Raw genomic sequence first — 18,669 nt, 5'->3', positions numbered from 1 at the left:
CCTATGATTCCTTTGAGTTCCTCTTGAGATTGATCATATTGTCGGAGAACTCATTTGCTACATCCGGTGAGTGAGTTGCAAGGATGATCTGTGGAGCTGCCCGCGAAGCACATTTAACAAGATTTCGGACCAACTTTCGTTGCCATGAAATATGCATCGAAAGCTCTGGTTCATCGATTGCCAGAACCGTCCCTTTTCGGCGTGTCGTCAATGCCGAAACCATCAAGTAGAGTAGCTGATGCTCTCCTGAACTTAACTGAAGCTCATCAATAATAGAACCATTTGAAGACTCGATCATGATCCCAAAACGAGCATTTACAGTTACTTTTTTATCTTCGAAAAAATCGGCCATTACTTGTTCGAAAGTAAGCAAGCGTTCTGCTATCAACTGTCGTGACTGAGCTCGTGATTGAAGGAGTTCGGTATATGTCTGCAATACAGTTAAAGCGTGCGTGTTTTCTTCAGCCGCAGACGAGTCCAACTGCTGGACCAATTGGGCCGGATCCCAGTCATCTACGCGCAAACCCAAGCGGCGGTGTTGCACCTCTAAGTCACTAACCTGTTCGATCGTCTGGCGGATCTGCAGAATGTTTATCGGTTTTTTGTCGGACCTTCTGAGGTCTTCGATAATTTTACTAAACAAATTCAGGTCATGCGTGCCAAAAAAGGCGGTTGAATCAAGTTGTGCTTCTCGGATAAATTCTTGGATAGCAGTAGCGATCGTCTTCTTTGCTTCTTCAGGCCGCAAGATCTCCGGCAGCAAGGAAGATGGCAAACTTGTAAGGCTGTCAGGACTGCTGTTCTTAACTTCTAGCAGGAATTTGGCCCGGCGTGCACGGTCAGCGTCGAAAAACTGAAGAGAAATATTATTGACAGCGGTATAGAACTGATGCCTAAATTCCTCTACTAGAGGTTGTTCAACCGGATTGAAAGCACCCTTCATTCCTTTGCGCTTTTGCAATTTGACCTGAGTTTGTCTAAATGAAATATCAAGAGACTCTCGTTCCGCTTTAACAATCAGTCGGTCCCCGTTAGTAAAGCTCAGCGAGCACACCTCAAAAGGAACTGCACGAAATACGTCAAAGTTTAGCTTCATAATTCCGTTAAGCATCTGAAGCAAGGTTGTCTTGCCCACACCATTCAACCCATGAATAATGAGAATTGAAGCTAACGATCCCTGCTCATCATGAGATGTAGGAAATGGAATTGAATGCTTGTACTTTCCAAACAATCCCGTAACTTTCAGTTCTTTCAACTGCAAGTCCGAATGACCTGGACTTACTGATTCTTGGATACCTTCTTTGCCAGCCAAAACTTTCCCCTTTTCCAGTGGAAGATTCATCATACTACTCAGCGCAAGTTGAGGAGCACTACATGGATCACGCGATAGTCGTTATGAACAGACCAATTTTTGGCACGCCTAGTTGCTGATTAACAACCTGATGCCTGCTAATGATTTCTCAGATGTTCAGCCTAAAACAGTTGGAGTAGCCCTACCAGCTTCCAAGCGCGGCATAGGAGCCATCTGGACGGGCCACCCTGGGTGCGAATCGGGGTGCGAGATGCCGACCAGCGAAGTTCGAGGATGCTGGCCTGAGGGACTTGTCGTTACATGTTGACACTGGTCGTCGCATGAAGCCTGGCCACGTCGCCGACTCAAAATCCGTCCAGTGTGCGTTCGAGTCGCACCGGGGGCACTCTCTCTGACCACGCAAAATCAGCCCGTGACCTGGGATTTCCGGGTCACGGGCTGATCTTGTTCTGTCCGGTGATGTCCGGCTGTGGCGGACCGTCTACGGGTGTCCGTGCCGAATGCGTACCGAAATCGGCACGGGGGTCAGTCCGTGCGGTACGCCTCGGTCAGCCGCCTACGGGCGATGTCCTCCTGCCCCGACAGGCACTTGGCGTAGATCTTGAACAGGACCTCCAGCGAGTGACCCGCCCACTCGGCAACCTGCTGCGGGGGGATGCCCGCAGCCAACTGGGTGGACACTGCGGCGTGGCGCAACTGGTAGGCGCGACGCGCCAGCGGTGATGCGTACTCCTCCTCGGTGAGCGCGTCCCTCCGGGCGTTGCGCCAAGCGCGGCTGTAGGTGGACTCCGACAGCAGCCCCGTGTCCCGATACCCGCGGAACAAGTGCCCTTCGGCGTCGGTGCCGAACAGGCGGATGTGGTTGCGCAGCACACGGCGAGCTGGGGCGGGCAGGGCGCGCTGCGGGTGTCGCTCTTCTCCCGGTGTTTGAGCTGTCGCCGGTCGCGCCGGGTACCCGTCTCACTCCAGGCGGCCCCGGTCTCCGGTGCCGACTCCGACAGCAACAGTTCTCCCCCGTCCTCGGTCACTCCGTCCGGGAACACCCACCGCTCTTCGGTCTCGTCCCACGCTGCGTTGGGGATCAGCAGGTCCGACTCTTCGAGGTTCGCCGCTTCCCCGGGCCGCGCGGCTGCGTAGTACATCGCGGCGAAGAACGCCACCAGTCGGCCGCCGCTGGGCTTCTGAGCGCCCACTGCGTCGAACAACCGTCCGGCTTGTTCCGGGTTGACGACCACACGCTTGTCGATCGCCTTAGAGTTCCTAATAAAGTCGTTGGACGTGTCGCCAGGTGATGATGCAGGTGGCGAGGGCGAGTAAGGCCTCGTGCATGTCGTCGCGGCGTTCCCAGCGGATGCGCAGGCGTTTCATGCCGTGATACCAGGCGATGGTGCGCTCTACGACCCATCGCACCGCGCCCAGGCCCGAGCCGTGCGTATGTCCGCGGCGGGCGATGCGAGTGCCGATGCCCCGAGCGCGCAACCGTCGCCGGTACTTGTCGTGGTCATAGGCCCGGTCGCCGTAGACCACCTTCGGACGATGGCGAGGCCGCCCGACTCGCCCCCGGACATCGGGCACCGCGTCCAGCAGTGGTTCCAACCGGGTGACATCGTGACGGTTGCCGCCGGTCAACACCACCGCCAACGGCACGCCGCCACCGTCGATCAGGACGTGGTGCTTGGAGCCCGGCCTGCCCCCGGTCGACCGGACTGGCACCGCTTTCGGGCTCCGCCGTGCGGCTCGCACGTGCGAGGAGCCGATCACCGCCCGATCCCAGTCCAGCCTGCCCGCCAAGCGCAACCCAGCGAGCAGAATCTCGTGCAACCGGGCTCACACCCCGGCCTCGTTTCATTCCGCCAACTGCCGCCAACAGGTCGTTCCCGACCCAAACCCGAGCCGTTGGGAAAGGAACTCCAACTGAATCCCGGTATGCAACACGAACAACACCCCGCACAGCACCTGCCGCTCCGGCAACCGCTTCCGACCAGGGTTACGCGACCTGCACTCCACCACCGGCAACAACGGCTCGATCCGCTCCCACAGCCCGTCGGACACGACCCACGGCGGCGAATGACCTCTCCTCACCGGTCCATGATCCACAACCGGCGACACCGCCACCACCCAAGTTGATCATTCTGTTAGGAACTCTTAGATGTCGGGGTGGGAGTCCGGCCCCGTCTGTCCGGGGCGGTTGGCGGCTGCGCGCAGAACGCCGGCAATCCGGGTGAGGGCGTCGCGGCGGTAGAGGACCTGGTTCAGCAGGTGGGAGATGCGTTGGTGCTCATGGCGCAGGAGCGACTCCTCCCAGCGCCGTTCGAGGGCCTTGGCCGGTCCTGGTTCGGCTTTTCGTGCTTGCGCGAGGACGTACCGGATGTCCAGATCCTGGAAGGCAAGGGGGTTGAGGTCCTGCACTAAGGCGAGGAGGTGGACGGCCCTCGCCGCGGCCTTTTGGCGGGATGTGGTCCGGATGACTTCGAGCAGTCGGGCGGCCATGTGGGGGTCTTCGCCCATCGAGGCCCAGAGTGATGCCGGGTCGAAGAGGATCCGGGAAAGACGGAGGCGACTAGGGAACTGACGGTCGTGGAGACCCAACCGGGCCAGGCCGAGGGCAATCGGCACCTGCCTCGGTCCGGACCCGTAGGACTCGAGGAGGGCTGCGATCACGAGGACGGTCTGCCTGAGTCGGTCGAGGTCTCGGGGAAGCGGCCGGTCCAGTCGGACCATTTCGTAGAGGAGTTCTGCTGCGATGTGGGTTGCCTCGGTGCCGAGGCTTCGGATGATTTCACCGAAGTGTGCAGCCAGCCAAGTCGGCAACGGCGTCGGGAGAGTCTTGGTCAGGCGGACCATGTGGTCGAGGAAGACCCTGCGGTCTCGCGGCGGGCAGGTCTCAGCGTAGTTGACGCCATCGGAGATCAGCGAGTACAGCGAGTCTACATCAGGCTGCCCGAGCAGATCGAGGGGCGGAAAAGCCAATTGCATGAGAAATTTCGCCCCAGGTGATGAAAGGGCTTGTTGCTGCGAACCGGCAGGGGCAGCGGTCATTAGCGGTTGGAGGGCGGAAAGTCCCCAGTGGATGTGCTGGTCGTGTACGAGCAGGCCCAGTCGGCGCAGTTGCTCCAGGGAAGGTGCGAACTCGTACGTCTCATCAATGATGATCGTCTGGCATTGCCGGATGGTCAGCGAACCATCCGCATCGCGCACGGCCTCGACCGTATCGGTCAGCAACTGCCACGATTTGACGGGCAGCGTCGCATACCAGAGCGCGGCCAGTCGTTCCCACTCCTCGCGCGGATCTATCGTGCCGTGGAACAAGTCCGCTGGTGTGGTCTGGCCTCCGAAGATGACGACCAAGAGGAGCAGGTTCGCCGTGCGGAGGCTCAGACGCACCGGGATCGACGTCCGCTGTGGGCGATACCCGTCGATGCCGCCCCAGTTGTCCACGTGGAGGGAATCGCGGAGTGCTCTGGCCAGCAAAGCGGTGAGCGCCTGCACTGTGGCCGACTCTGTGCGACTTGCCATGTGGCCCAGAAAGGACGTGACCGTGTTCCGCGTGCAGAGCAGTTCGAACGACAGCAGCGCGCCCAGGACAGCATAATCGGGTTCGGCGCTCATCATAGTCAATGCGTGGTCGCGGTACCGAGTGCTTTCGTAGGCATGCATGACGACCCGGTGGGTGAGCCGGGCCACCAGGTATTCGCCGAAGGTCGCATGCAGGAACTCGTAAGCGCTCTTTGTCCTCTCCTCGCCGCCGTCGACAGACGTCGCCTGCGAGACGTGGACGAAGAAGAAGCGGCTCACCAACTTCCTGGCCTTGTCGGACACCTCCGAGGATCGCGCGGGTTGGCCTGCCGGTCTGGTGAAGGCATCCAGATCGGCGGCGAGTTCGTCCTCCAGGACCGCTTGACTGCCCCGGTTGAACATCGCAAACGCGGCGACCGACAGCCTCTCCAACTCCTGCTCGACCAGCCGGCCCACCTCACCCTCCTCGGCGTACGGGTGCAGCTTCTTGATTTCCCGCACCGCGAACGACTCCAGCAGGCGTTCGTAGAGGTCCCCGCCGACGAACTCGTGCCCTTCCCGCTGTAGGGCGTTCTCGTTCGAGTCATACAGCGCCAGCATGAACAGCAGCAGCGGTTGGATCGCCAGATCCCGGTGCGCGAGAACCGTCGACCGCGACAGCGGTTTCCTGCCGGTGGTGGCGAAGTGGCTCGCATTGTGCTGGTTCCACTTCTCGAGCCACAGTCCGATGCGCTCGTCATCGAATGGTTCCAGCCGCAGGATGGGCGTGGACGCGGGTATGCGCACCCGCTGCGCCACGACCGTCCTGCTCGTCACCACGACGATGACCGGGCAGCCCCGGATGACCGCGCTGCGCTGGAAATCCTGGACCAGTTCCAGATAGTCCGCGCGGCTCACCGCACTGCTCTGGATAAGCTCGTCGAGCCCGTCCAGGATGACCACCGGATACTCGTTGTGGGCTGTGCGAACGAGGTCGTCCCACTCGATCCGCCGGGTCAGCGTCTTCTCAACAGCCGAGGACAGTTGCAGGTAGATGGGCGCGTCAGCAGCCACGCTGCGCAAGTCGACCCGGACGACCGGTCGGTTCATCGCGCCCAGCTGCGCGGCGAGCACCCTGGTGAAGACGGACTTGCCCGCACCGGGGTGTCCCAGCACCAGCAGCGGCAGCGCGGTGGCGGAGGGGGAGGCGAGGTAGCGCACCAGGAACTCTTGGATCTCGTCGTGAACCGCCAAACTCTTCCACCACGCCTCTTCGTGCGGGCGGTTGTTGTCAACATCGTGGGCCGCGACCCGGTAGGCCGGGTTGATGTAGGAATCTCTCAGAACCGGGAGCCTGGGCACGCTGGGTGCCCTGTCTATCTCGTCGTTGTACAGCCGCGCCAGTTCATGCCATGCGTCGATGAGCCTGTTGTCGTGCAGCTTCAGTTCCCGCACGGTCCTCATGCCTGCAAGGCCCAAAGGTTTTCTGCGCAAATTCTTCCGGATATGCGCGATCTTCGATTCGATGAGGTGAATTTCCGGGGCAAACAGGTCGTCAGATTCACGCAATCCGAGCCATATGGCAATGTTGCTGTTCTTGTCCACCGCTTGTGACAGATAGAGCCAGTGTTGATACGAAGAATTATAGGCCAGATTCCCCTTGATCCACGACAGGCGTCCCGAGAAGGCATCGCTGATCCTATCGGGCAGTATCTGCACGATGTGGTCAAGAATGGGGGCAGCGGCTTGGAAATGGGCTTCATGTAAGCTGGCTTGCAATTCTCTCCAGGATGCCACCAGAGCCGGAGCGGGTATTGAAATGGCGAGCAGGGCCTCGATGGTCACCGCGTTGATTTCGACAGGGCTTTCCTGCAGTAGCTTTTTGACGGTCGAATCCGTAGTAGAGCCGAGTTCTTTGATCAGCCTGGATGCATCTGACAACTGAGTGACCACGGCAAGGACGGCGAGAATCGTATGTGTGGCGACGAGAACGTCGCCCTGGGTCGTCCGGTCGGCCATCGACAGTTTGATCATCGCGGATCTCTGCAGGCCGCGCAGGGACTTCACCAGGCCACCCTCTTTGGTGAACAACCCGGGGCTCAGGTTCTTGATGAGCGCCTCGGCTTTGGCGGCATCGCCTTCCGAGTTGGCCTCGGCCCACTTGACAATCTTGTTTTGGCTCGGGCGGAAGGCCAGAGCCGCCTCGGAGAGCCGCTGGTACTGGTTCACTCTCCGCTCACGTGCTTCTCCATCGCGGCAACCAGGATCTCGAGAACGGCGGCTGCGGTGAGTGGCATGCGATCAGTGCTGGCTACCGACGGGCCGGAGTACTCCCAGGCCAGGCGAGCATCAGCCCGAGGCGCGCAATACAGGTGCGCGTGCACCGAACTCGGTCCGGTGACAGGCGTCAGGCGGACGACGCCCTGCAGGACCGTGGAGCGCGAAGAGTGGTGCAGGGTCAACTGCAAGGGTTGCCCGACCTCGAACGTGATGGTCAGTCCGCCGATGGTGAAGCTCCGCGCGGCTTGGTCTCCCTCAGCGTCGGGGAGAGCCTCGTGGAGGTCGTCGTAGGCGTCGGCGAGGATTTCGCCCAAGTCCGCCATGGCCTGGTCGCGGAGGGCGGTGCGGCTTTCGGTCTCGGCTTCGGCGACCGAGGTGGCGGTGTGGTCGGCCATCCGGCGCCGTTCAAGGCTGTGGGCTGCGTCGACCAGCGCGTGCTGTACCGGCCGCAGGCGCTGGGCCTGGGCGGCGAGGACCTCGCACACCGCACGCGCGTCCTGCGGGCGGGCGGCGGGGGACTTGTGCAGCAGCCGGACGACCAGTCGCCCGATGCCGGGTGGGGTGTCGGGCAGGTCGGGTGGGGCCTCGTGGAGGTGCTGGTTGCGGTAGTCCACGTCGTCCGGGCCCGCGAACGGGCGGGTGCCCGCGAAGATCTCGAAGGCCAGCACTCCCAGCGCGTACAGGTCCGACTTGGCGTTCGCGGGCTGGTTCAGCCACAACTCGGGAGCCATGTAGGGGAGCGTGCCCCATCCCGCCAGGGTGTAGGTCCCGGTCGCCTCGGTGAGATCCCTGGACAACCCGAAGTCGATGATCCGCCACGTCGATCCGAACCGGAGGACGTTAGCGGGCTTTAGATCGCGGTGCACGATGCTCAGCGCCGCGAGCTGCACCAGCCCACGCGCCACCTGCCCCACAACGTCGATTCCCCCTGCGATGTCAAATCGACCACGCGTCAACGAGGCGGACAGCGACTCGTCCGCGCGAGGCATGACTATCAGCAGGTCGTCGCCGCGGTAACAGTGGCCGAGCGGCAGGACCAGGTGGTCCACCTTCTCGCCCGACCGGTTCGCCTGCACGAGCCGCTGGAAGATCGCCACTTCCCGGTCGCGCTGCCGCCGCCGTTCCTCCGTGGGATTCGGCAGCCGGACCCGCTTGACGGCCACAGCGGCGCCGTCGGCCGCCGTGCCGCTGAACACCGCCCCCATCCCACTCGGGTCACCGATCCGGTCGGCTTCGTCAAAATTCCACTCAACGCCGTTGTTGTCCGTGAAACGAACCATTTGGCTGCTGCCCTCTCGCGCGGGACCTCAAGGTCAGACAGTGTACGAATGGCGACTCACGTCGGTGTGGGAAAGGTCGACCCTCTGACACGGCCGGGAATCCGGCACATCCCGCGGATGGCCGCCATCACATCGGGTAGATCGTACTGTGGTTCCACGGCCCTGAACCTGCCCACCACCGCGTGACGCAGGGGCAGCCGACCTTGCTCATCCTATGCCTCCTCGGCCGCGAGCAGCACAACGGGAATCCAGTTTTGGATGTACATGGGTGATTCATTCAGAGTGGGATGTCGACCAGTAACCGGGGGTGGACGAGGCGGACCGCCGCTGCTGTTCGGCGGGTCTTGACCAGGACACGCACTGTAGTACTCAACAATCGACTCGGCGGAAGGGAAGCCGGAGATCTCAGCACACTTGTCCCGACGTCAAATGCGCTGAACATACCGCACATTGCCCGAACTGGAGACCACGCTCTGCGTTTTCGCAGGTCAGGCCATGATCGGAGCGCGTCTGGGAGTCAAGGGGTCGTAGGTTCTACTCCTACGAAAGGTACCGTCATAATAATTATGTACGCAGGGCAAGCACCTCCGAATGGCTACCTGATCACTTCGCGGCATCTAGAGACGACTTTCGACGCTCCATGATCAGCGGCACCCGCACTACGATGACCAGCGGCTTCTTGGGCAGCGGTGTGCAACCTGCTCGGGTCTCCCCGACTGCTCCATTGAATTTAATCTCGTTGCGCATCCCGGCGAAGCCTGCCCGGGGGGCACTCGCAGGATGCACACAGTTCCTGACCTGCGGATACCTGATAATCCGGGTCGTGGTCAATCGCCTGTTCGGCGATTTCGCGGCCCGTGGCGGCGATCGGGGCGATGTCGCTGGGCAGGACCGCTGTGATGGTGGCCTGGTTGTCCCGGTAGTGCACCTGGACTGTCAGTTGGGTCAGGTCCAGCAGTCGCTGGAGCAGTTCCGGGGGCGCGTGTCGCAGGTTGGTCGCCAGGTGGGGCAGGGCGTCGAGCAGGCTGGCTTGCTCCGTTGTCGGATGATCGCGTGCGGGCATCTCCTTTTCCAGTTGTTCCAGGGTGCCGTTCACCGCGCGGCGTTCGTTCTCCAGGTCGTCGTAGCGCTGCCACGGTCCCTGGGTGACGGGGGCGTCGGGGTCAGCGTTCTCCCCTTGGTGCAGCAGGTTGTCCTGTTTGCGGACGGCGTCGGCGATCCTGCGGTGCAGGCGTTGGCGCTGCCGGTCGCGCTCATGGTCGGCGGCGATGTCGTTGGTGTCGACGTCGGCGAGGAGCAGCTCGCGGCGCTCCGAGATCGAACAGGCGTTCGACAAAGAAGGCTTCGAGTTGCTCGAGGATGAGGTCCTCGCGGATGTAGACCGTGGGTGGATGGCCCTCTTGCTTGTCCGGGCGGCCGCGGTTGTTGCCCGCCGGGTGGCATCGGTACATCCGGCGGTACGTCCTGACTACACCTCGCTGTTTGCCCCAAGGGATCAGGCCCGCAGACCCATAGATAGCAACCCCCACCCCTGCACAGGGCCGAACGGCCGAGCGCACCCCTGAGCCCTTTTCATCCTGCTGTGGCTTCGTGGTTCTGCAGGACGTGGATGGCTTTGGCGATCCGGCCGATGCGGCGTGGGCAGCAGCGGACTTTGCGCAGGATGCGCCAGGTCTTGAGCTGGGCGTTGGCGCGTTCGCCGGGTCCGCGCAGGCGGGCGTGGGCGCGGTTGGCGTCCTTCTGTGACTCGGGCTTGCCCCGCCCCTTGTAGGGGGGATCCCGTGCCGGCCAGTGGCGTCGTAGCGGTGGTAGCCCTTGTCCGCCAGGGCGATCAGCCCCGCATCGCGCAGAGCGCCGAGAAGGTTCCAGATCCGGGCCGCGGCGGTGTCATGGGTGCTGCCGGGCAGATCACCCGACACCCACGCCGATCGTCCCGTCCGGTGACGCGACGACCTGCAGGTTCACCCCGTGCATCCTGTGTTTCCCCAAGTAGAAGGGCCGGTCGGCGGCGATGCGGTCGATCGGGATCAGCGTTCCGTCGATCACCACGTAGGCCATGCCCTGACGCTTGGCTTTCCGCAACGCCGCCCGCAGCTTCGGGGCCCGTGTGGCGAGCAACTCCACGGTCTCGCCCACGTAGCGCCAGCAGGCCGTGGTCGAGACCCCGAACCCGGCACCGACCTCGGCGAACGGCTCGCCTTTGCGCAGGTGCACCAGCACCAGCAGGGCCTGCTGCCCCGGGTCGAGCCTGCGCCACACCGACCCCAGTTCTCTGCGGTGGGCACGGATCAACCCGGACACGAAGGTCAGGGTCCGATGTGACAACAGCAGAGCGACACGGTAGAACAACATCTGAAGCCCTTGGGTGGACGGGGATCTTGGTCGATTGACGTCCTATCAAGGGCTTCGCCATGTCCGGGCACGACACGCCGACACCTGGCAACCCGTGATCAACGACAAACCCTGCACACCAACACATCCAACCCAGGATGAAAAGAGCTCCCTGTGTTCACAACCGCGATTCACGAACTGAGGTCCTCTGTGCTCCGATGCCGGCCGCCCAGAAGAATCGACCGCGAGGAGGAAGACCAGCGATGAAATTTCACGGTGAAGGACGAGGGAGGAAACCGGCTCCCTTGGTCGTCGAAAACCTGGGTGGCACCCCGTCCGGGCTGGACTGCCGATCCTCGGGCACCTGGGCCGAAGCTTGCCGCTCAGGGGCGCCTCGGCGCCGTGTCACCGAGGCCACGAAGGCGGTGCGGGGAGGTCCTCCCCGCACCGCCTTCGTCCTGTGTCAGCCCCGCCAGTCCCAGTCGGGTCCCGCGGCGAATCTGGACAGCACCTCGTCGAAACCGATCAGCTCTCCGAAGTTGGTGTCCAGCAGACCTGTCAAGCCCGGAAGGAGAGCCTGCAGGAGTGTCCGGATGCAGGGGACACCCGAGTACTCCAGTGTGATCAGGTCGAACTCGCCGAGGCGTTCGGCGATCTCGGCCAATTCGTCCTGCTCGTAGTCCTCGATCACGCGTCCGGAGAGGTCAACCCCGTACCAGCACTCGCCGACCGTCAGACGGTCGAACGGCGGCATGGGCTCATATGTCCCCACATCGCGACAGCGCGACACCAATTCTCCTGTTCCGTCCTTCACGGACAGCAGGACGATGGTCGGTCGCACGCGAACTCCTTCCTCGACCCGATGCCCACGGGCGCAGGACCTGGAAGTGTCTCACCGCTTGAGACCGCCCACCCCTGGCCGTCGGCAACCTGCCGAAGCGGTCGTGGGTGGCCTCTGTTCCCCGCACTTCGAACAGCCTTGCGTCAGCTTCACATGACAGGCGGTTCCACCCGCTCAGAGCGGCCACTCCCCGACCAGGTCGGGAGGTGTTCCTTCACAGATCCGGGTCACAGCCTCATCGAGGTCACCCGGGTGGGCGAACAGGTAGTGGTCCACCCCCGCGAACAGCGCCCCGGCACCCACCATCAACGTCATGTGCGACCTGTTCTGCCCCACCGGGTGGAGATCGACACCCGCCAAGTCGCAGTACTTCCGGTGCGCACTGGGCGCCAAGCGCTTGACCGCGCCGATCACGCCGAACTTGGTGTGGTCGAAGTGCCTGACGCCGTTGAAGTCCACGAAGGGCGGGTGTTCGACGGTGAGACCTTCGAACTCGCGGACGAACGCGGTGGGGCCTCCTGGCAATTCCAGTTCTGCCCACGCCGCCGAACACGCTGCGGTGTCGACGGTCCGACCGGGGAACCACCCTGCGGTCCGCAGGAGCCTTTCGACCTCGACGGGAAATCTCGTCTTCGCGTCAGCGGGCACCAAGGTCAGTCGCTCCTCTCATGACCACTGTGCTGAAGCACGACAGACAGGATGGCTCGATCGCTCCCGTCTTGGTCCCCACCACGATGAACTCGACATCCCTGAGCTGTGCGCCGGGGTTGTCTCGCAGAACCTTACTGCAAGCGCGGATCTCCGCGCAGTTTCCGGCATCACCCGCGTAGGTCTGCCCACCCCGCTTGAGGTCGATCTCGGGGGTCGGTGCCACGGCGTCGAATCTGCCGGAGTAGCCGACTTGCCACTCGTCCGGGTCCGTACTGCCCTTGATCCTGGCCACCGCGGTCATGGCTGCTTCATTGGGAGCCTCTGCTGCCGCATCGCGGGCCTCCGCCAGGAGGTCATCGCAGTTGTGGACGAGCAGGGGGGATGTGCCTGCCAGCACGTGGTAGGTGTGGGTCTGCTCGACCGTGAGGTCATGGGCCGTGCCCCCGTCGGTGAAGTGGCGGGTGGCTGTGACCTGGAGCCACGTGCCCGAGGAGGTCTTCAGCCACGAGCCGGACCGGACCTCGGCGATCGGTGTCCACGTGCCCAGGTCCGCCACCCACACCGGGTGCCAGTCCGTGCCCGCCAGCGTCGACCCGTCGGTGAAGGTCAGCTCGGTCCTGGTCGGCTCGTTGTCGTGGACCCAGGTGGTGGTGACCTCCCGGTCGTACGACGTGCCCGTCGCCGGGTCGGTGGCGATGACGTGGTCGCCGACGTGGACCTGTTCGATCGGTTTCGTCGAACCGTCCGCCATCAGGACTCTGGTGCCCGGGGGGAAGCTGTGCTTGGTGCAGCTTGCCAGGATCGTGTCGAGCTTCTCCTCGCCAGCCTTGGCCAGTTCGAGGGTTCGTTCCCGCCACCTGTTGAGCTTCTGGCGGATGGCGGAGATGCGGTCCTCGTAGGCCATGGCCTTGCGGACAATGGAGATGATCTTGCCGGCCGTCTTGACCAGCTTCAGGAGCTTGCCCCACGGGATCAGGCCCGCGCAGGCCCACAGGTCGAGCTTGGTGAAGCAGCCCTTGATGTCGTTGAGGCCGGTGAGGTCGCCGATGATGTCGGGGAGTTCCTCCTTCATCACCCCCCAGAAGCCCTTGTCCTCCTCGACCTCCTTCTCCATGCGCGCCAGTTCAGTGTCCGACATGCCCATCTCGCGGGCGGCCTGCTGCTTGGATTCCTGCTGCTTCGTGTTCTTGGTGTGGTTGGTGTTGGCGCGGACCTTGGCCGCCGCGGCGACGGCGTCGTGGTGGGCCTGGGAGACCGGGTCCGGTGAGGTCAGCCTGCCGCCGTTGGTGCAGTTGGTGTGGAATTCCTCGCAGTCCGGGATGCGCTCGCCGCTGGTGTCGCTGAAGGTGGTGGGGTTGTTGTTGGCGTAGCCGTAGGCGTTCATGCGGAACGACTCGGTGGTCTCGAAGACCGGGTCGGTCGTGACGAAGCGGCCGGTCCTGGGGTCGTAGGAGCGGGCGCCGACGGCGGTCAGGCCGCTGCTGTCCTTGATGCCGCCGACGAAGCCCTTGTCGTCCGGCCAGTAGCGGGGCTGGGTGCCGCGCGGGTTGCCGAACGGGTCGCTGTAGCGGCGGGTCACGTAGAGGTTGTTGGCCTCGGTGATGGACACGTCGTCGGTGCCGTGGTGGTCGCCGGTGAAGTACTGGAGGCCGTTGAGGTTGCTGCGCATGGCGACGGTGGCGCCCGCGTGGGTGTAGTAGCGCTTGGTGTTGATCGCGCCGTTGGTCAGGCGGATGGCCTCCTGGCCGGGCAGGTACAGCGTGGTGGAGGTGGGCTCTCGGCGCAGCAGGCGGTTGCCGTCCGCGTCGTAGAGGTACTGCGACACCGCGCCGTTGGCCTCGGTGGCCTTGGTCAAATGGCCTTCGGCGTCCCACTCCAGGGTCTGGGTGGCCCCGGCGATCTTGCGGGTGAGGGTGTTGCCCGCCGCGTCGTAGGTGTACTCGTCCAGGGCGGTGCTGCTGCCGCTGACCCGGGTTGTGGAGGTCACGGCGTGCGGTCGCACCGACGTGGGCCCGGAGGCGGGCACCGCGTAGGTCTCGGTGGTGGTGCCCGAGGCCGCCCGCTTGGTCAGCGACAGCCGGTTGCCGATCTTGTCGTAGGTGTAGTCCTGCCAGTACGGGGCGGCGCCGCCGAGACCTGCCACGGTCTTGGTCGCCGCGCAGTCGCCGTTGGCGGGGGTCCAGGCGCTGGTCATGCGCTGGAGGTGGTCGTAGGTGAAGCACTGGTTGTCGACCGGGCCGTCGGCGGGTGTGTCGGCGATCTTGAGGACGTTGCCGTTGGGGTCGTAGGAGTACGTGCGGTCGGTGACGAACGGCTGGGTAGTGGTGTCCCGCTTGACCTGGACGTTCTCCAGCCTGCGGGTGCCATCGGCGTAGCTGGAGCTGACCCACACCTTCTTGGGGCTGGCGCCCAGCGTCACTCGGGCGGTCTCGCCGTACGGGGTGTACATGTGCTCGGACGCGTAGCTGTTGAGGCCGTGCGTGGCGTCCGGCTGGTCCATGGCGTTGTAGTCGTGGACCACGGTCTCCTGGGGCAGCGCCCCCACCGCGGGAACGGTCTGCGAGCGCAGGTTCCCGCTGATCCCGGTGTAGCCGGCCTGGTAGGAGTACGTGCCCGCCAAGGTCCCCTCGCTCGATGGGATGACCACCGAGGTCTGCGTCGGCCTGTTGAGGGCGTCGTAGGCGTCGACGCGCTGGGTGTAGGCGTCGGTGCCCACCCACCGGGTGGACGAGGTGAGCAGGCCCTTGCGGAGCGTGTCGTAGCTCCACTCGGAGACCTTGGGTCCGGTGGCGGACCCGGTGCGGGTCTCCGTGCGGCGGCCGAGGGCGTCGTAGGTGAACGCGAGGACCTGGCCGCGGGCGTCCTTGGCCGTGGTCATCTGGTCGAGGGCGTCGTAGGTGTACTCGCTGCGGCCCCGGTCCGGGTCGACCTCGGCGCTCTTGCGGCCGAGGACGTCGTACTCGTAGGTCCACTGGTTGTCGAGGGCGTCGACGACCTTGGCGAGGCGGCCCTTGGCGTCGTAGGTGAACTTGGTGGCGTCGTAGGTGGCGCCGTCGTAGGTTCCGCTGGCGCTGGGGGCGTGGTACTGGCGGCGCTCGACCACGGCGCCGCGGGCGTCCTTGATGACGCCGGTGGCGGTGCCGCCCTGGGGCGGGGTGGTGAAGGTGTTGTCCCCGGCGTACCGGGCCTTGGTGCGCCACAGTTCGGTGTCGAACCGCTTGAGGATGGTCTCGGTGGGGCGGCCGAGGTCGTCGTACTCGGTGACGGTCTGGTTGGGGACCGCGTTGTCCTGGACGCCGTGGAGGGTCGCCGAAGGCGGGTCCTGGTTGTAGTAGGCGCCGTTGACCTTGTAAGCGGCGCCGCGGGCGTCGTAGTGGTTGTCGGTGATCAGCCTGCCGCCGTCGATGCCCGGGGTCTGGGACTGGCGCAGGCGCAGCAATCCGTCGTACAGGTCGTACGACACCGCGTAGGACCCGTTGTCGCGCAGGGACTTGCTAGTGATGACCGTGGGCTGCTCGTTGTGGTAGGCGTAGGAGTACTCCGTGTTGGGTGTGTCGGTGACCGCCCGCCCCGGCTTCCACACCTTGAGCACGCGCCCGAGCGGGTCGTAGGAGGCGTCAGCGCGTTCGCCGTTGACCCCGACCTCCGTGGTGGACACGCCGCGGGCGGTGTCCACGGTGGATGTGGTGACCCAGCCCATCCGGTTGGTCGTGGCGATGGTGGTGGGGTTGCCGGTCGCCGGGGTGTAGGTGGTGGTGGTGATGCCGCCGTCGGCGTCGGTGGACTTGGTGGTGCGACCGTAGGCGTCGAACTCCGCGGTGGAGATCTGCTGGTAGCCGGTGCCGTCCCAGCGTTCGCCCCGGGTGAGGTCGCCCTGGGTGGGCGCGGCGCCGAAGGCTTGCCCGTCGTAGGAGGAACGCACGTCGGACACGACGTCCGCGGCGGTGCCCGGCCACTCCGAGCAGGGCTTGGCGATGAGCTTGACCGTGGAGGCCAAGCCGAGCACCCACGCGCTGGTGTTGCGGACGTAGGTGGTGTCCGAGCAGGTCTCGTCACCGGTGACGGCGAGGTCGCCCTGGTCATCCACCCTGGTCGCGAAGCCCCACTCGTCGTAGGTGGTGCTGGAGCGGGTCTTGCGCCAGGTGCCGTCGGCCTGCTTGCTGCGGTTGGTCACGCTCTTGACCCGCACCATGTACGCGGTGTCGGCGCCGACCACGGCGGTCTCGATCAGCTGCGGCTCGGAGATCGCCCCGGAGACGACCTGGCCGCCGCTGAACAGCCTGGTCTCCCGGGTGAACCCGCTGAGCTGGTCCCTGTCCTCGATGGTGCCGCCGTCGCCGTCGGCAACCCACACGTCGCGCTTGGCGCCGCCGGGCAGGGTGTCGCCGTCCATGCCGCGCAGGTAGACGGTCTCGGTGGTGGTGCGCACCCCGTTGGGCTCGCCGCGGTGGGTGCGGACCCGGCCGTAGCCGCGGTACTCCGACCAGGTGCGCTCGGCGGCGTCGGCCTCGTCGTTGGAGTCGTAGTGCCACGCGGCGCCGTCGAGGTATTCGTACTGGGTCTTGACCTGGGATGGACCGCCGGTGCGGCCGTCCTCGGTGACGGCGGTGACGACGTACTTGTGGAACCAGTCCAGGCGCGGCTGCTGGTCGCCCGGCGGGGTCCACCACACGGGGTAGCAGCGCAGGGTGTTGGTCTCCGGGTTGGCGGGCATCCGGTTGACCCGGTTGCAGTCGGCGCCGGAGTACTGCACCTCGGTCAGCCCACCCGCCTCGCCGAGGACCTTGGTCAGGCGGTAGCGGGTGAGCGGGAGCAGGCCCTCCTCGGCGTCGACGCGGTTGTGCATGGCCACGCCCGCGAAGGTCACCTCGGGCAGGGACGCGGTGCCGCCGACGTGGCCGGTGCGGGTGATGCCGGACAGCCACAGCGCGGCGGGACTGCCATCGGTGGTGGGCGGGAACTCCTGGCGCAGCGCCCACGAGTCGACGTCGACGTGAGTGGTGCCCGACAGCGACTGGGTGCGGACCTTGGTCAGGCGCTTGGTGGTGAAGAACGCCGGGGAGAACCGGCCCGCGCAGTCGGCCTCGGCCGCGGTGCAGACGCGGTCGAACGGCACGTCCGGCCACGACGCGGCGTTGGCCGCGGTGAGCTGGGCGGGGTCGCAGGTGATGGCCCCGGAGGGCAGGCACCGCTCGGCGACCTCGAACAGCACGCGCGCGGGAGCGGCGGCGAACAGGTCGGTGGAGCGCAGACCGTAGTCGATGTGGTTGAGGCGGCCCGCGGCGGTGTAGGCGGTCTTGGTGCCGTTGACACCGCCGCGCTTGTAGTGGTTGGTTTCGCGGTCGTAGTGCAACGACATGGCGTTGCCGTGGGTGTCGACGACGAGGTCGACGTTCCACCGGTACGCCTGCTGGCACCACGAGTTCGCGAACGCGGCCTGGTGGCAGGGTTCGAGGTTGTTGTTGCCGTAGACGGGGGCGGTGAACGCCGACCCCGTCTCGGGCTTGCCCGCGCTCCAGCCGGGCAGGCGGTTGAGGCCGAGGAAGTACTGGGTGCCGTCGGGGGCGGTGACCTTCCAGTGCTCGCCGTCGTTGTCGCCGTTGGTGGCCCCGGTCAGGTGTTCGATGCGGGAGCCGTCGTCGGTCTCGGGGCGCAGGGTGCCGTCGGGCTTGCGCAGCAGCTTGCCGGAGATGCCGCCGAGGGAGACGGTGTACTCCTCGCCCTTCCAGCACAGGTCGCCGACCTGGGTGCTGCCCTGGTTGCCGGGGTCGTCGGCGCAGGCGGTGGAGGTGCGCTCGATGAACCCGCCCGCGTTGAGGTCCCAGCCGTCGCCGACCCAGGACGCCTGGTTGTTCGTCGCGGACGTGCGACCGTCCACCATGGACGAGGTGTAGGAGAACGCCAGTGACGGTGCGGGACCGCCGGGGGCCACGGGCAGGTTCAGCGGCAGGGTGTAGCCGAAGTCGCCGGTGGACCCGCCCGCTGCCCAGGACCCGGACGGGGCCAGGCTGGTGGCGCTGTAGTCGCCTCCGGGGCCGGAGGCGGAGGCGGAGGCCACGAGCAGGGTGCCCGTCGTCGTCGCCCGGGAGTTGACCGCCGAGGTGACCGGCACGTCGGCCCTGAGCCGCTTGGACCTGGGGTCGTTGGTGGATCGGATGGGGGTGCCGGTGCGGCACTCGGTCTTCTCGGGGGTGCTCAGCAGGCAGGACGGGTAGCGGGTGAAAGTCAGGCGGGACCCGTAGTCACCGCCGTAGGCGCCCGCGAACCCGCTGTAGTCCAGGTCGACGGACACAGCGCCGCCCGCGGTGCCCGCGGCGTCGGCGACGCGCAGCACGACCCCGTCGACCCCGGCGCGGCGGGCCACGTCCTGGCCGAAGGTCTCCACCTCGACCGCGCCGCCCCGGCCCGCGGCCAGCACGGCCCCGGTCCTCGCGGCGGCAGCGCGTGCCTTGCCCGCCGCGGGCCACGCCGCCGCCGGG

General features: G+C 65.1%; 8 protein-coding genes and 2 pseudogenes. All 10 read right to left on the bottom strand.

Features of this window, described 5'->3' with window-relative positions; translation table 11 throughout:
* Position 1: 1 nt before the first annotated feature.
* The 10 genes and pseudogenes from L6E12_RS23640 to L6E12_RS23595 all read right to left on the bottom strand — a co-directional run bounded on the left by L6E12_RS23640 (position 2) and on the right by L6E12_RS23595 (position 18,608).
* Positions 2 to 1,342, bottom strand: a complete 1,341-nt coding sequence (locus L6E12_RS23640; RefSeq protein ID WP_236230120.1) for an ATP-binding protein — start codon at positions 1,340 to 1,342, stop codon at positions 2 to 4.
* Positions 1,343 to 1,837: 495 nt separating this feature from the next.
* Positions 1,838 to 2,185, bottom strand: a complete 348-nt coding sequence (locus tag L6E12_RS23635) for an integrase (protein ID WP_236230119.1) — start codon at positions 2,183 to 2,185, stop codon at positions 1,838 to 1,840.
* Positions 2,186 to 2,572: 387 nt separating this feature from the next.
* A pseudogene (locus L6E12_RS23630) lies at positions 2,573 to 3,394 on the bottom strand (IS5 family transposase).
* Positions 3,395 to 3,457: 63 nt separating this feature from the next.
* Positions 3,458 to 7,036: an NACHT domain-containing NTPase gene (locus tag L6E12_RS23625; protein WP_236230118.1), complete on the bottom strand. Its 3,579-nt coding sequence runs from the start codon at positions 7,034 to 7,036 to the stop codon at positions 3,458 to 3,460.
* Entirely contained in the window at positions 7,033 to 8,367 is a 1,335-nt protein-coding gene (locus L6E12_RS23620; RefSeq protein WP_236230117.1) for a serine/threonine-protein kinase, read from the bottom strand. Before L6E12_RS23620 ends, L6E12_RS23625 begins: the two co-directional genes overlap by 4 nt.
* Before the next feature lie 730 nt (positions 8,368 to 9,097).
* A complete protein-coding gene (locus tag L6E12_RS23615; protein WP_236230116.1) occupies positions 9,098 to 9,703 on the bottom strand; it encodes a hypothetical protein in 606 nt (201 codons plus the stop codon).
* Between the two features lie 236 nt (positions 9,704 to 9,939).
* Positions 9,940 to 10,719, bottom strand: a pseudogene (locus tag L6E12_RS23610) (transposase family protein).
* 442 nt (positions 10,720 to 11,161) lie between these two features.
* Positions 11,162 to 11,539, bottom strand: a complete 378-nt coding sequence (locus tag L6E12_RS23605) for a hypothetical protein (protein ID WP_236230115.1) — start codon at positions 11,537 to 11,539, stop codon at positions 11,162 to 11,164.
* A 174-nt stretch (positions 11,540 to 11,713) separates the two neighbouring features.
* Positions 11,714 to 12,187, bottom strand: a complete 474-nt coding sequence (locus L6E12_RS23600; RefSeq protein ID WP_236230114.1) for an SUKH-3 domain-containing protein — start codon at positions 12,185 to 12,187, stop codon at positions 11,714 to 11,716.
* Positions 12,177 to 18,608 carry an RHS repeat-associated core domain-containing protein gene (locus L6E12_RS23595; RefSeq protein ID WP_236230113.1) on the bottom strand — a complete coding sequence of 2,144 codons (6,432 nt, stop codon included), beginning with the start codon at positions 18,606 to 18,608 and terminating at the stop codon, positions 12,177 to 12,179. The genes L6E12_RS23600 and L6E12_RS23595 overlap by 11 nt, the downstream gene beginning before the upstream one ends.
* Positions 18,609 to 18,669 lie beyond the last annotated feature (61 nt).

This window comes from Actinokineospora sp. PR83 (assembly GCF_021056305.1).
In the GTDB taxonomy this organism is placed as follows: Bacteria; Actinomycetota; Actinomycetes; order Mycobacteriales; family Pseudonocardiaceae; genus Actinokineospora; species Actinokineospora spheciospongiae.
The sequence above is the reverse complement of the archived record's forward strand: the minus strand, read 5'-3'. Positions and strand labels throughout refer to the sequence as shown.

Coding starts and splice junctions, on each gene's coding strand:
- L6E12_RS23640 (WP_236230120.1), bottom strand. CDS start 1,342: ATGAATCTTCCACTGGAAAAGGGGAAAGTTTTGGCTGGCAAAGAAGGT.
- L6E12_RS23620 (WP_236230117.1), bottom strand. CDS start 8,367: ATGGTTCGTTTCACGGACAACAACGGCGTTGAGTGGAATTTTGACGAA.